7 protein-coding genes are annotated in these 14,755 nt (G+C 68.8%); 2 read left to right on the top strand and 5 right to left on the bottom strand.

Translation table 11 applies throughout. The features are described from left to right. Positions 1-63: 63 nt before the first annotated feature. The 3 genes from VF632_RS11245 to VF632_RS11235 all read right to left on the bottom strand — a co-directional run bounded on the left by VF632_RS11245 (position 64) and on the right by VF632_RS11235 (position 4,203). Positions 64-570 carry a methylated-DNA--[protein]-cysteine S-methyltransferase gene (locus tag VF632_RS11245; RefSeq protein WP_331022981.1) on the bottom strand — a complete coding sequence of 169 codons (507 nt, stop codon included), beginning with the start codon at positions 568-570 and terminating at the stop codon, positions 64-66. Next, positions 567-2,006, bottom strand: coding sequence for a DNA-3-methyladenine glycosylase 2 (locus tag VF632_RS11240; RefSeq protein WP_331022980.1), 1,440 nt, complete (start codon positions 2,004-2,006; stop codon positions 567-569). The genes VF632_RS11245 and VF632_RS11240 overlap by 4 nt, the downstream gene beginning before the upstream one ends. A 508-nt stretch (positions 2,007-2,514) precedes the next feature. Next, positions 2,515-4,203, bottom strand: coding sequence for a D-aminoacylase (locus VF632_RS11235; protein WP_331022979.1), 1,689 nt, complete (start codon positions 4,201-4,203; stop codon positions 2,515-2,517). Between the two features lie 155 nt (positions 4,204-4,358). Between VF632_RS11235 and VF632_RS11230 the strand changes: the two genes are divergently transcribed. Both VF632_RS11230 and VF632_RS11225 read left to right on the top strand, forming a co-directional pair. Beyond that, positions 4,359-4,538 (top strand): hypothetical protein, encoded by a 180-nt coding sequence (locus VF632_RS11230; RefSeq protein ID WP_331022978.1) that lies wholly within the window; start codon positions 4,359-4,361, stop codon positions 4,536-4,538. 77 nt (positions 4,539-4,615) lie between these two features. Continuing rightward, a complete protein-coding gene (locus tag VF632_RS11225) occupies positions 4,616-4,822 on the top strand; it encodes a Txe/YoeB family addiction module toxin (protein WP_331022977.1) in 207 nt (68 codons plus the stop codon). A 78-nt stretch (positions 4,823-4,900) separates the two neighbouring features. Here VF632_RS11225 and rpoC read toward each other — a convergent pair whose 3' ends face one another. Next, entirely contained in the window at positions 4,901-9,121 is a 4,221-nt protein-coding gene (rpoC, locus tag VF632_RS11220; protein ID WP_331022976.1) for a DNA-directed RNA polymerase subunit beta', read from the bottom strand. 133 nt (positions 9,122-9,254) lie between these two features. Further along, a complete protein-coding gene (locus VF632_RS11215) occupies positions 9,255-14,525 on the bottom strand; it encodes a DNA-directed RNA polymerase subunit beta (RefSeq protein ID WP_349263992.1) in 5,271 nt (1,756 codons plus the stop codon). Positions 14,526-14,755: the final 230 nt, after the last annotated feature.

The following is a 14,755-nucleotide window of genomic DNA, read 5'->3' as shown; positions in this document are numbered from 1 at the left end:
ACTGCGGAGGCGCGATCCCCTCCTCCTCTGTGTCCTCCGTGCCCTCCGTGTGAGGCCTGCAGTTTACGCAGCTTGGGAGATGCGCGGCATCCGCCCGTCACGAATCGCGATCCCCTCCAGCCGAAGCAGCGCCATCTTCATCTCCATCCCGCCCGCGTAGCCCGTCAGGCATCCATCCGATCCGACCACGCGATGGCAAGGGATGACGATGGGGATGGGATTCGTCGCGTTCGCCCGTCCGACGGCACGTGCGCTCCCCGCCCGTCCCAACCGCGACGCCAGCTCTCCGTACCCGGCCGTCACGCCAAAGCCGACGCCGCGCAGCTCCCGCCACACCTGCTGCTGAAACGCTGATCCCGCCGGGGCGAGCGGAAGATCGAACTCGGTCCGCTCCCCCGCGAAGTACTCCCGCACCTGGACCGCCACGGACGCGCACCGCTCTGCATCCGACACGGCGTCCGCGGGCGCAGCCTGGTGCGGGAACAGCAGGTGAGTGAGCGCGCCGCTCTCGTCCACGACGGCGGTGAGCGAGCCTACAGGTGTGTCGATGGACGATGCGTACGTGGTCATTGCGGGTCTCCCAGGCTGGCCCAGAGGTGAAAGGTCGCAAGGCTGCGGAACGGGGCGAAGGGCGCCATCAGTTCCTCCATCTCGGCCCCGCCCGGCCGGTGGTCAAGCGAAAAGAATCGTGTCAGGGCGGCGGAAAGGCCGGCGTCGCCCACCGCGACGCAGTCCGCGAACCCGAAGCCGCGCATCATCAGGTAGCGGACGGACCACGGGCCCAGGCCGCGGACGTCCAGCAGGCGCCGCTCCAGCGTGGTCGCCATCTCGCGCTCGGCGCCCTCCAGGCGCAGCCCTCCGTCGGCGATCAGCCGCGCCGTGTCGATCACGTACTCCGCCTTACGGCGCGAGAAGCGTCGGGCGGTCAGGTCCGCGTAGTCCAGCTGGGCGACGGCTTCGGGCGTGGGATGCGCGCGGAGGCCCGCACCCACAGGCGTTCCGGCCAGCTCCGCAACCACCGTCCGCAGGGCGTAGGCGAACGGCAAGTTCACCTGCTGCCCGACGATGGTCCACACCAGGCACTCCCACGCATCCGCCGTCTGCGGGATGCGCAGCCCACGCCGGCCCTCGATCAGCGGCGCCAAGTCCGCCCGGCGGGCCACCAGCCGCTCGAAGCCGGATGGATCGCCCGCCAGCCCGAGCAGCCGGACGGCCGCCGTATGAGCCGCCCGCATTCGCTCCGCCCCGGCTTGGTTGAGCCCGTCCACGCGGCACTGCACCACATCTCCCTCGAACCGCAGGTGAAGGTGGACGGGCGCATCGCCCAGCATCAAACCCTTCACGAGTTCGTCGCCCTCCACCCGCTCCAGCACGCTATCGGGATCGCGCCCATGTGAACGCAGCACCACGTCCGTACGAAACCCGGGCGGCAGCGCGATCGAGAACTCCGCAGACGAGCCGAGTGCGCGGTAGTCGCCCGGCGTAAGCCCCGTCTGCCGGCGGAAGTTCTCGTGGAAGGCGGACAGGCTCTCGAACCCCGCCGCGTACGCCGCCTCAGTGATGGACCGCCCGTCCGCCAGGGCGCCGCACGCGGCGTCCACCCGTTCGCGGGCCAGGAACGCGGCCGGGCTCAGGTGAAAGTGCCTGCGGCACAGGGCGTTCAGCTTGGTCGCGCCGATGCCGGAGGCGGAGACGAGCGCCGCCGCGTCCGCGAAGTCGGCCGGGCGGCGGCGGACGTCGGCGGCCAACGTTTCCAGCAGGTGCAGGTCGGGATCGTAGCGGTCGTAGAAGTTGTCGGGCCTGCAGCGGCGGCACGGGCGCAGGCCGGCGGAGCGCGCCTCGTCCTGCGTGGTGAAGAATCGCACGTTCTGCGGCAGCGGCTTGCGCGCGGTGCACGAGGGAAGGCAGTAGATGCCCGTCGTCAGCACGCCGGTGATGAACCGTCCGTTGCTGTCGTGGTCGCGAGCGTAGAACCGCTCCAGCATGTCTTCGTGCGTCATGATCATGGCAGGATGATACACCGCCCCGCGCGATCCGTCGTCCGGATCTCGCCGTTGGAATTTGGGATTGGTGGGTTCACCGGCGCAGATTCACGGGCGCATCGCGGCAAAGGATACTGTGCGAACCGCCGACCCGATCTCCGGCGGTTGAAACCGCAGCTGGAAAGTCACGAAGTCCGCCTGCGCGGACTGGGCGGGGCGGTTTCGCGCGCGCCGAAAACAGCCGAAGCGCACTCGAATTCTCCCCCTCTCCCGCTTGCGGGAGAGGGGGCCGGGGGGAGAGGGCAGCCGGGGACTGCACGACCCTCTATCGAAACGCCTCAATGCCCGCCAAGGGTCCCAAGCCCAAGCACCGCCAACAGGTGCGCTCACAAGACTGGCGCCCTTCCCCCGCGGGGTTTGCGGGGGAAGGGTTGGGGATGGGGGGCGCCGCGGAATGCGCCAACCTCAGCTAATCCGGTCCGATCACCGGGCCGCCGATCATCCACCCCGTAGATCCCCCGCCCCGACGCTCTTACCGCGATCCCGCCCGCCGCAGCCCCCGCCCCGGCCGCTCACCCGTGACGGCGCCGCCACGAATCACGGGTACGCCGTTCACGATCACGTGCACGATCCCCACGCTCGTCTGCACCGGCTCCTCGAACGTCGCGCGATCGCAGACGGTGTTGGGGTCGAAGATGGTCAGGTCTGCGAACATCCCCTCCTTAAGCACCCCGCGGTCGTCCAGCCCCACGCGCGCCGCGGGCAGCGACGTGAAGCGGCGGATGGCGTCCGGCATCGTGATCACGTTCCGCTCGCGCACGTACCGGCAGAGGATGCGCGGAAACGAGCCGTACGCCCGCGGATGCGGCTTGCCCGTCACCGTGCTGTCCGCCGCCCGCGCCCCCGCGTCGATCCCCACCATCATCCACGGCTGGCGCATTCCGTACTCGATGTCCTCCTCCGACATCGAAAAGTAGATCGCCGACGTGTTCGCCCGGTCCGCCAGCAGGATGTCGAAAAGCGCGTCCACCACCTCCTGCCCGCGCGCCTCCGCCACCTCGCTCAGACGCATCCCCTGGTAGCGCCTGAGGCTGTCGGTGCTCACGCCCGCGATCATCACCCCCGACGGCCCGCCCGCGGACGTGCCGATGCGCCAGTCGGTGCCGCCGCCGGTGAGCTCTGCGCGAAGGCGCGCGCGCGTCGTGGGATCGGCCAGGCGCGCCAGCAGCGAGTCGGTGCCGCCCGCGTGCGCCCAGTTGGGGATGGTGGCGTCCAGCCCGGTGCCGCTGGCGGGGTACGGATACTGGTCGGCGGTCACGTCCACGCCGCGGGCGCGCGCCGCCTCGATGGCCGCCACGGCCGCCACCATCTTCCCCCAGTTCGCGCGGCCAGACGCTTTCAGGTGGTGGATCTGCACCCAGGTGCCGCCCTCCTCCCCGATGCGGATGGCCTCGTTCACCGCCTCCATCAGCCGATCTCCCTCCGAGCGGATGTGCGACGCGTACCCGCCGCCGTACCGCGCCGCCACCTTGTTTAGCTCGATCACCTCCTCCGTGGTGGCGAACGAGGCGGGCGTGTAGATGAGGCCCGACGACAGGCCCATGGCGCCGTCCTCCATGGCCGCGGCCACGTGCGCGCGCATGGTGTCCAACTCGGCCGCGGTGGGCGCGCGGTTGGCGTCGCCCATGGCGTAGCGCCGCACGGAGCCCACGGTGACGAACGTCCCCAGGTTGATGGCCGGGCGCGCCCGCTCCAGCGCGGCGAAGTAGCCGTCCAGGTCGCTCCACGGAACCGAGTCGCGCCCCAGCTCACGCAGCGTGTTGGCATTCACCGGCACTACGCTGGTCACCTCGCCCGTGATCTCGCTGGTGATCCCCTGCGTGATCTTGCTGATGGCGCGCCCGTCGCGAAGCAGCGGATACTCGCTGTGTCCCAGCATGTCGATCCACCCGGGCGAAACCACGAGGCCCGTCGCGTCGATGGTGTCGCGCGCCTGCGCCGCCCGCAGCTGCCCCACCGCCGCGATCCGGTCTCCGCGCAGCGCCACGTCGCCCCGGTACCACGGGCTCCCGGTGCCGTCCACGATCATCCCGTTGCGGATCAGCACATCGTACGGTGCGGCGGCAGCGGGCGCGGGAGCGGTGGACGGCGCCGTCCCGGTGCAGGCGGAAACCGCGGCGGCGAGCGCGGACAGCAGGAGCGAACGTTGCGGTATCTTCATGGCAGTGCAGGAGACGGGCACGACGGCATCGCACGTCCGTGCCGTGGCGGATACTGGACGTTATTGACAGCAGCCACCAAACTGTGCATCGTTGGGGGTAACCTGTGGACGAGCAAGGGAAAAAGAAAGTGATCGCTGCCACCCAACGAGCCCGCATGGCGCCCCAGATGTCGCTCGGCCTCCGCCGCGGCCGCGAGCGAAACTCCGCTACGGAGTGGCTCATGCGCCACCCGGAGATCCTGGAACACCTGCTTCAGTTCGAGGCCGAGATGGAGGCGAGAGGCATCCAGCCCGCCGACATGCGCAGGGTAAAACAGCCGTTCGACTATGACTAAAACCAAACGCCGTGGCCCGGGGAACGTCGCGGAGCGTCTCGCCCAACGAGACGCAGTCGTGGAGCGTCGATTTCGTCATGGATCCCAGGATCGCTACGAAGGTTCTCGCCTTGGTGGAAGATGTCATGCGGGATCCGCATGCCGGCCTCGGCAAGCCCGAGCCGCTAAAGCACCGTCGACGCGCGGCTTGGTCGCGCAGGATCACGCAGGAGCATCGGCTCATCTACGAGATCACCGATCTGGCCATTTACTTCCTTGGTGCCTCGGGCCACTACAGCGGTTAAGGGCCGGCCCTCGCACCAGCAAAAACGGCCCCGGGCATCGCTGCCCGGGGCCGTTCTCCATCACTTCACCACCGGCGATCAGGCCTGGATGACGGCCGTCTCGCTGGCCGCCACCACCTCGGACGTGGCCGGGGCGCTCGACGGCGCATCGTCCGCCCCGAACGACACGTCCTCGTACCGGTAGATGCCGGTACCGGCCGGGATCAGGTGGCCGATGATGATGTTCTCCTTCAGACCCTGCAGGTCGTCGCGCGCGCCGCGGATGGCGGCGTCGGTCAGCACCCGCGTGGTCTCCTGGAACGAAGCCGCCGAGATGAACGACTGCGTGGTCAGCGACGCCTTGGTGATGCCCAGCAGCAGCGGCTCCGACGTGGCCGGCGTGCCCCCACTGGTCATGACCTTGGTGTTGGTGTCGACGAACTCGGTGCGGTCCACCGTTTCGCCTTCCAGGAACTCGGTGGTGCCGGGCTCCAGGATGCGCACCTTCTGCAGCATCTGGCGCACGATCACGCCGATGTGCTTGTCGTTGATCTTCACGCCCTGCAGGCGGTACACCTCCTGCACCTCGTTCAGCAGGTACTCCTGCACGGCCTGCGGCCCCTTGATCCGCAGGATGTCGTGCGGGTTCACCGGCCCCTCCGAGAGGCGGTCGCCGGCGCGCACCGAGTCGCCCTCGTGCACGCGCAGGTGCTTGCCCACCGGCACCTCGTACACCCGCTCGTTCCCCGTCTCCGGGATCACCAGCACCTCGCGCTTGCCGCGCTTGATGTCGCCGAAGCGCACGGTGCCGTCCACCTCGGTGATCACCGCCGGGTCCTTGGGCTTGCGCGCCTCGAACAGCTCGGCGATGCGCGGAAGGCCGCCGGTGATGTCGCGGGTCTTGTACGCCTCGCGGGCCAGCTTGGCCAGCGCGGCACCCGGCTGAATGACCTCGCCGTCGCGAACCGTGAGCTGCGCGCCCACGGGCACGATGAACTCGCGCACCTTCACGCCGTTGGGGTCGATGATCTCGATCATCGGGTGCAGCTTCTTGCTGCGGTCCTCGATGATCACCATCTGCCGGCGCCCGGTGGACTCGTCGAGCTCCTCGCGCACCGACTCGTCCTCGACGATGTCGATGAAGCGCAGGGTGCCGCCGAAGTCGGCCACGATGGGCTCGGAGTACGGGTCCCACGCGAACAGCGTGTCGCCCACGGCCACCGTCTGGCTGTCCTCCACCGAGATGGTGGCGCCGTAGGGCACCGCCAGCCGGCTGCGGATGGCCCCCTCGGCCGACCGCATGATGATCTCGCCTTCGCGGCTGGTGACGATGCGCGCGCCCTCGGGCGTCGTCACCGTGACGATGCGCTCGAACTGGGCCACGCCCTCGACCTTGCTCTTGCGCCCGGTGGTTGCCGCGATGCGGGCCGCCGTGCCGCCGATGTGGAAGGTGCGCAGCGTCAGCTGCGTGCCCGGCTCGCCGATGGACTGCGCGGCCAGGATGCCCACCGCCTCGCCCGGGTCCACGATGCCCATCGTGGCCAGGTTGCGGCCGTAGCACTTCACGCACAGCCCGCGGCGGCTTTCGCAGGTGAGCACGCTGCGGATCTTCACCGACTGGATGCCCACCAGCTCGATCTCGTCCGCCGCGTCCTCGTCGATCAGCTCGCCGGCGGCCACCAGCAGGTCGCCGTCGATCGGGTCGTAGATGTCGTCGTTGGCCACCGAACCGACGATGCGGTCCTTCAGCGGCTCCACCACGTCCTCGCCCTCCTTGAGCGCCGCCACCTCCAGCCCGAGGACCGTCCCGCAGTCCTCCTCACTGATGGTGACGTCCTGGGCCACGTCCACCAGGCGGCGGGTCAGGTATCCCGCGTCCGCCGTCTTCAGCGCCGTGTCGGCCAGGCCCTTGCGGGCGCCGTGCGTGGAGATGAAGTACTCCAGCACCGTCAGCCCCTCGCGGAAGTTCGACTTGATCGGCGACTCGATGATCTCGCCGATGCCGCCGGTCAGCTTCTTCTGCGGCTTGGCCATCAGGCCGCGCATGCCGGCCAGCTGGCGCATCTGGTCACGCGAGCCGCGGGCGCCCGAGTTCATCATCATGAACACGGGGTTGAAGCCGCCGCGGTCCGCCGCCAGGCGGTTCACCATGGCGTCGGCCACGTCGTTGTTGGCGTGCGTCCAGGTGTCGATGACCTTGTTGTACCGCTCGCCGTTGCTGATGACGCCGTTGTTGTACGCGCGGGTGAAGCGCGCCACGTCGTCCTCGGCCTCGCGAAGGATCTCGTCCTTCTCGCCGGGGATCTTCATGTCCTCGATGCCCACCGACACGCCGGCCAGCGTGGCGTAGCGGAAGCCGAAGGCCTTCAGGTTGTCCAGGAACACCACCGTCGTTGCCAGCCCCACCGTGCGGTAGGCGCTGAAGATGATGTCGCCCTGCTCCTTCTTGCCCATCGTCTTGTTCCAGAACCCCATCGCGGGCGGAACCGACGAGTTGAAGATGATGCGCCCGGGGGTGGTGGGCACCCACTCCTTGACCATCCCCTCGCCCGGCTCCTTCTCGGACTCGGGGCGCGGGTCGGTGAAGAAGTACACCGTCGAGTGATAGCCCACGCGGCGGTGCGCCAGCGCCATCTCCACCTCGGCCACCGTGCCGAAACGCGGGAGCACCACCGACTGGTCGCGGTCGGCCGGGGCCTTGGCGACCTCGGCCTGGTCCGCCACGACCTTGTCGCGGAAGTCGGCCTGGTCCTTGGTCAGCCAGTAGCACCCGATGACGATGTCCTGCGACGGCGCCGCCACCGGCCGCCCGTTGCTGGGCAGCAGGATGTTGTTCGACGACAGCATCAGCACGCGGGCCTCCAGCTGCGCCTCGAACGAAAGCGGCACGTGCACTGCCATCTGGTCGCCGTCGAAGTCGGCGTTGAAGGCCGCGCAGACGAGCGGGTGAATGCGGATGGCCTTGCCCTCCACCAGCACCGGCTCGAACGCCTGGATGCCCAGGCGGTGAAGCGTGGGGGCGCGGTTCAGCAGCACGGGGTGGTCGCGGATGATGTCCTCGAGCACCTCGTACACCCGCGGATCGTCGCGCTCCACGATCTTCTTGGCGCGCTTCACCGTCTCGGCCTCGCCCCGCTTCTCGAGCTCGTGGATGATGAACGGCTTGAAGAGCTCCACCGCCATGGCCTTGGGCAGGCCGCACTGGTGAAGCTTCAGCTCGGGGCCCACCACGATCACCGAACGGCCCGAGTAGTCCACGCGCTTGCCCAGCAGGTTCTGCCGGAAGCGGCCCTGCTTGCCCTTCAGCATGTCGGACAGCGACTTCAGCGGGCGCTTGCCGCGGCCGCGGATGGCCTTGCTGCGGCGCCCGTTGTCGAACAGCGCGTCCACCGCCTCCTGCAGCATGCGCTTCTCGTTCCGGAGGATCACCTCGGGAGCGCGCATCTCCATCAGCTTCTTCAACCGGTTGTTGCGGTTGATGACGCGGCGGTACAGGTCGTTCAGGTCCGACGTGGCGAAGCGGCCGCCGTCCAGCGGCACCAGCGGGCGAAGGTCGGGCGGGATCACGGGGATCACGTCCAGGATCATCCACTGCGGCTTGTTGCGCTCCGAGGGCGTGGCCCCCGAGCCGCGGATGGCGTCGATCACCTTGAGCCGCTTCAGCACCATCTTCTTGCGGTGCTGGCTGGTCTCGTTGGCCACCTGCGCGCGCAGGCTCTCGGCCAGCGAGTCCACGTCGATCTGGCCCAGCAGGTTGCGGATGGCCGGCGCGCCGATGTCGGCGGCGAAGTCGGCGTCGCCTTCCTCGCGGGCCTTTTCACGCAGGGCGATGTACTCGTCCTCGTCGAGCACCTGGCTGTGCTTGACGTCCTGGGCGCCCGGGGTGGTCACCGCGTAGGCGGCGTAGTAGATCACCTTTTCCAGGTCGCGCAGCGTCATTCCCAGCAGGTAGCCCATCTGGCTGGGAAGCGTCTTGAACATCCAGATGTGGGCAACCGGCACGGCCAGCTCGATGTGGCCCATGCGCTCGCGCCGCACCTTGCTGAGCGTCACCTCGACGCCGCACTTGTCGCAGACGTGCCCGCGGTAGCGGATGCGCTTGAACTTGCCGCAGTGGCACTCCCAGTCCTTGACGGGACCGAAGATGCGCTCGCAGAACAGGCCGTCGCGCTCGGGCTTGAACGAGCGGTAGTTGATGGTCTCCGGCTTGGTCACCTCGCCGAAGCTCCAGCCGCGGATCTCCTCCGGAGAGGCGATCTTCACCTGGATGAAGTTGAAGTCCTGAGACCGGGTCTCGCGGACGCGGGGGAAGTCGATCATGTTCGTGATCCCCTTACTATCGGTTTAAGGCCCGGCATTTCGGGCGCTCGACTGACTGACAGTGCCTGGTCCCAAGTGCCAAGTACCCGGTGGCGCGTTACCAGGCACTTGGTACTTGGAACTGGGTACCTTCCTAGCTTCCGAGCGTCACGCTGATGCCCAGCGCCTGAAGCTCCTTCACCAGCACGTTGAACGACTCGGGCAGCCCCGGCTCGGGCAGGTTCTCGCCCTTGACGATGGCCTCGTACACCCGGCTGCGGCCGTTCACGTCGTCCGACTTCACCGTCAGGATTTCCTGCAGCGTGTGCGCGGCGCCGTACGCCTCCAGCGCCCACACCTCCATCTCGCCGAAGCGCTGTCCGCCGAACTGCGCCTTGCCGGCCAGCGGCTGCTGCGTCACCAGCGAATACGGCCCGATGGACCGCGCGTGGATCTTGTCGTCCACCAGGTGGCTGAGCTTCAGCATGTAGATGGTGCCCACCGTCACCGGGCTTTCGAACTGCGCGCCCGAACGGCCGTCGCGCAGCTTCACCTTGCCGCCGGGGGTCAGCCCCGCCGTCAGCATGTGCTCTTCCAGCGCAGCCGTCAGCCCCTCGCCCGACTTCGAGGCGGCCAGCGCGGCGGCGGCCGGGAAGGCCTCCTCCAGGCTCTGCTGCCGGGCCTCGGCCAGCTCGCGGCCGGCGGACACCAGGTACGCCGCGAGGGAGTTCAGCTTTTCGGTCAGCAGTGCCGGAGTTTCCGGCGCGCCCACCATCCAGTCGATCGGCCGCCCGATGCCCATCTCGGGCCGGGCCCGCTCCTGCGCCAGGGCCTCGTGCGCCTGCACCGTCTCGGCGATGCTGCGCGCGTCGTCCACGTCGAAGGTGGGCGGCATGGCGCTCAGCACGCCCAGCGACTGCCGCGCCCAGGTGGCGCCCGCCAGGCGGATCAGCGTGCCGATCTCGTCCTCGGAAGCGCCCTGGAACACCGGCGTCTTGGCCTCGAAGCCCAGGACGCGCGCCGCCCATCCCAGGTGGGTTTCCAGGATCTGCCCCACGTTCATGCGGCTGGGCACGCCCAGCGGGTTCAGACACACGTCCACCGGGGTGCCGTCCGGCAGGAACGGCATGTCCTCTTCCGGCACGATGCGGGCGATGATGCCCTTGTTGCCGTGGCGGCCGGCCATCTTGTCGCCCACCGAGATCTTGCGCTTCTCGGCCAGGTACACCTTCACCAGCTGCACCACGCCCGGGGGCAGCTCGTCGGGCTGGAAGATCTTGTCGATCTGGCCCTCGGTGCGCTGCCGCACCCGCTCGATCCGGCGCTTGCTCTCGTCGATCAGGCGACGGAGCTGCTCGTTGGTCGGGCGGTCCGTCACCTTGAGCGTGGTGAGGTCGATGTCGTTGAAGTCCAGCGAATCGACCACCTCGTCCGTCAGCTGCGTCCCCTCGTTGAAGAAGGGCTCCACCGTCCCCTTCTTCAGGAACAGGGCGACCTCGCGGCCGCGGATCAGCTCGCGGATCTCCTCGTCGCGGGCCTCGCCGATGCGCTGGATCTCCATGCGCTCGAAGGCGCGCAGCTCGCCGATCTTCTGCCCCCGCTCCTTTTCCAGGATGGGGTCGTCGATGCGGCGGCTGAAGATCTTCACGTCGATCACGGTGCCCTCCACGCCGGGCGGCACCTTGAGCGACGAATCCTTTACGTCCTTGGCCTTTTCGCCGAAGATGGCCGTCAGCAGCTTTTCTTCGGGGGAAAGCTCCGTCTCGCCCTTCGGCGTGATCTTGCCCACCAGGATGTCGCCGGCCTTCACCCGGGCGCCGATGCGCACGACGCCGCGCTCGTCCAGGTCCACCAGCGACTCTTCGGCCACGTTGGGAATTTCGCGCGTGATCTCTTCCATCCCGCGCTTGGTGTCGCGCACCTGGAGCTCCAGCTCCTGGATGTGGATGGAGGTGTACACGTCGTCCTTCACCAGCTTCTCGGACAGCACGATGGCGTCCTCGAAGTTGTGGCCGTACCAGGGCATGAACGCCACCAGCAGGTTGCGGCCCAGGGCCAGCTCGCCGCCGTCGGTCGAGGGGCCGTCGGCCAGCACGGCGCCCTTTTCCACCACCATCCCCTTGCGGACGATGGGGCGCTGGTTGAGCGCCGTGTCCTGGTTGGTGCGCCAGTACTTCTTCATCCGGTAGCGGTCGAACTGCGCCAGGCGGCGCAGCGGCTCGGCGGCAGACCCCACGCCCTCCATCCCGGCATCCACCAGGATGTGGTCGGCGGTCACCTCCATCACCGTTCCGCCGCGCCGGGCCACCACCACGGCGCCCGAGTCGCGCGCGATCACCTCTTCCAGCCCCGTGCCCACCACCGGCGCATGCGGGAACAGCAGCGGCACCGCCTGGCGCTGCATGTTCGAGCCCATGAGGGCCCGGTTGGCGTCGTCGTGTTCCAGGAAGGGGATCAGGGCCGCGGCCACCGACACCAGCTGGTCGGGCGCCACGTCCATGTAGTCGATCTCCTCCGGCCGCAGCAGGGGGAAGTCGCCCCGCTCGCGGCACAGGACGAACTCGTTGTTGAAGGTGAAGCCCGGCGTCAGCGGGGCGTTCGCCTGCGCGATGCGGGCCGTCTCTTCCTCGTTGGCCGACAGCCACGCGCTGATGCGCGTGACCACGGGCGTCACGTGCGTCGTGCGGCCACTGGCGCCCAGGACGGCGCGCCCCACCTCGCCCTCGGCCGGCAGCGCCGGCACGCCCGAGGTGTAGTCGATCGCCACCTCGTCGGGGGTGTCGCCCCACTCCTGCACCTCGAGCCCGGTCATCTGCCGCTCGTTCAGCGACTCGACCACCTCGGCCGTCAGCACCGTCCCCGGCACGGCCAGGACGGCGGCCGTGGTAGGCTGGAAGACGCGGACGGACAGCGACATGGGGTTGCGGATGGCCTCGGGGGCCACGCCGCGCGCCGCCGCGCCCGCCCGGCGGCTGACCACGCGCACCAGGTTCACCGGCTGGGCGGCGATGCGCTCGGCCAGCTCCTCGGTGATGCGCTCGCCGCGCTTGGCCAGCACGGGAAGAGCCGCGAACTCCTGCTCCCAGTCGGTCTGGGCGATCTCGCCGGCCAGCATCCGCGGGAACAGCGTGCTCCAGTCGAACACGTCCTCGGCCAGCTCGGCGCCCACGACCATGGCGCGGAAGATCTCGCGGCCGCGGGCGGCGTCGATGGTTTCGCCCTTCTTGCCGAACACCTTGGCGCGGTCGCCCAGCACCAGGCGCACGGCCTCTTCCAGCTTGGCCTGCGCCGGGTACTTCACGATGGCGCGCACCACCTTGCGGTAGGGCGTCTCGATGAAGCCCAGGTCGTTGATCCGGGCGTACGTCGTCAGCGAGTTGATCAGGCCGATGTTCGGGCCTTCCGGCGTTTCGATCGGGCACATGCGCCCGTAGTGCGAGTAGTGCACGTCTCGCACTTCGAAGCCGGCGCGCTCACGGGTAAGACCGCCCGGGCCCAGCGCCGAGAGGCGACGCTTGTGCGTCATCTCGGCCAGGGGGTTGGTCTGGTCCATGAACTGGCTGAGCTGCGACGATCCGAAGAACTGCTGGATCACCGCCGACACCGTGCGCGCGTTCACCAGGTCGTCGATGTTGATCTTGTCGGGGTCCGACACGATCGACATGCGCTCGCGCACCAGCCGCGCCATGCGGCTGAGGCCCACGCTGAACTGGTTGGCGATCAGCTCGCCCACCGAACGCACCCGGCGGTTGCCCAGGTGGTCGATGTCGTCCGTTTCGCCGCGCCCCTCGTGAAGCTCGATCAGCTGCCAGAGGATGGCCAGCACGTCCTGCGCGGTGAGCGCCGTCATGCCCGCCGGCGGCACCGTGTAGCCCAGCGACTCGAAGGCCGGGGCCAGCCGCTGGTTGATCTTGTACCGGCCCACCCGGCCCAGGTCGTAGCGCTTGTTCAGCGCCTCTTCCGTGTACTCCGAGTAGTCGGTGCTGGCCGCGGCCGTGCCGTTGCCGCTGCCCGTCAGCTCGCCGGTGACGACGAGCGAGGTGCGGGGCTGGAAGAGCAGCCGCCACACGGCCACGTACACCTGCACCACGCGGTTCAGCTCGTACACCAGCACGCGGCTTGGCTTGCCGGCCTTTTCGGTGCGGTCGTCGCGGAAGCTTTCCCACACGTAGCGGATGCCGCGCTCCTGGGCGAAGCGCAGCATGCGCTCCTCCACCGAGCGCTGCCCCTCGCGCGACATGGGGTCTACCGGCTGCGAACCGCGCTCCGCCCACGACGCCAGGAAGTCGGCGACGTGCATGATGGTGTCGCCCTCGGCCAGGAACTCTTCCTCGGTCCACGTGTCGGGGGCCGGGGCCGTGCCCGGGCGCACCAGGTTGTGGATGGCGAACAGCGAGTCGAGCGTGCCGCGCGTGGGGTCCTTGGCCAGCGTGGCGCGCAGCGCCGACCCGCTCTGGCTGGTGGCCCGGTACGTGGCCACCGACTCGATGCCGGCGCGCAGCATGCGCCCCAGCGCGTCGCCGTTGATCTCGTCGCCCGCGCGCGCCACCAGCGCCGAGGCCACCACGGGAAGGGTGGTGACGCCGGCCTCGCGGAGCGACGCGTACAGCTCGGGGGTCACCCGGCGGCCGCGCTCGTACACCTCGCCCGTCGAGGGAAGCACGATGTCGCGGTACAGCACGGGGCCGTTGGGGCCCAGCACCGCCGGGTCCGGCACGTCCTCGGCCAAAAAGCCGTGGAACACCTCGCCGCGGCGCCCGCTCCCCGTGGCCTGCTCCAGCGTGTTGAGCGCGACGGTGTCGCGCTTCAGGAACACGCCCAGGATGTCGGCGTCGCGGCTGAAGCCCACCGCGCGCAGCAGCGCCGTGGCGGGGAACTTCTTCTTCTTGTCGATGTGCACCGCCACCACGTCGTGGATGTCGAGGGTGAACTCCACCCACGACCCGCGGAACGGGATGATGCGCGCGCTGAACAGCTTGCTGCCGTTGGGGTGGGTGTTCTCTTCGAACACCACGCCCGGCGAACGGTGCAGCTGGCTGACGATGACGCGCTCGGCGCCGTTGATCACGAAGGTGCCCAGCCCGGTGAGCAGCGGCAGCTCGCCCAGGTAGACTTCCTTCTCGATGATGTTGCGCGGGCGCTTGTCGCCGTTGATCTCCTCGAAGATGACCAGCTGCAGGGTCGCCTTGAGAGGAGCGGAAAAGGTCATGTCGCGCTCGATGCACTCCTCCACGGAGTACTTCGGCTCACCGAGCGTGTAGCGCACGAACTCCAGCGAGAAGTTCTCGTGCACGTCGGTGATCGGGAACAGATCTTTGAAGACGCGCTCGAGCCCGATGTCCTCGCGGTCCTGCGAGGCGGCGTCCAGCTGCAGCAGCGCTTCGAACGCCCGCGTCTGGATGTCGAGCAGATGGGGCATCCCCATCCCGGTCTCGAGCTTCCCAAACGAAATTTGCTTTATCATCTCAGCCATGGCTCACCCGGACGCAGGCGAAAACAGCCCCGTCCCCGGTCCCCGCGAAAAATTCGCGAGGCGGGGCGGAGCGGCGAAGCTTCAGTGTGTTGTGTGACGAACTGTAATCAACATCGCGCCGAGGTGGAAGTAAGTGAGACGGGACCGGGCGCCGGGAACGTGGGACCTGGAAGGGCGGAGCC

The sequence above is a fragment of the Longimicrobium sp. genome, assembly GCF_036388275.1.
Taxonomy (GTDB): Bacteria; Gemmatimonadota; Gemmatimonadetes; order Longimicrobiales; family Longimicrobiaceae; genus Longimicrobium.
Note: the sequence above shows the minus strand (reverse complement) of the source record. Positions and strands in the feature narration are given on the sequence as shown.

Bases quoted from the DNA above. Each gene is read 5' to 3' on its own strand.
- VF632_RS11245 (WP_331022981.1), bottom strand. From the start codon at position 570: ATGACCACGTACGCATCGTCCATCGACACACCTGTAGGCTCGCTCACC.
- VF632_RS11240 (WP_331022980.1), bottom strand. From the start codon at position 2,006: ATGATCATGACGCACGAAGACATGCTGGAGCGGTTCTACGCTCGCGAC.
- VF632_RS11235 (WP_331022979.1), bottom strand. From the start codon at position 4,203: ATGAAGATACCGCAACGTTCGCTCCTGCTGTCCGCGCTCGCCGCCGCG.
- VF632_RS11230 (WP_331022978.1), top strand. From the start codon at position 4,359: ATGGCGCCCCAGATGTCGCTCGGCCTCCGCCGCGGCCGCGAGCGAAAC.
- VF632_RS11225 (WP_331022977.1), top strand. From the start codon at position 4,616: ATGGATCCCAGGATCGCTACGAAGGTTCTCGCCTTGGTGGAAGATGTC.
- rpoC (WP_331022976.1), bottom strand. From the start codon at position 9,121: ATGATCGACTTCCCCCGCGTCCGCGAGACCCGGTCTCAGGACTTCAAC.
- VF632_RS11215 (WP_349263992.1), bottom strand. From the start codon at position 14,525: ATGGGGATGCCCCATCTGCTCGACATCCAGACGCGGGCGTTCGAAGCG.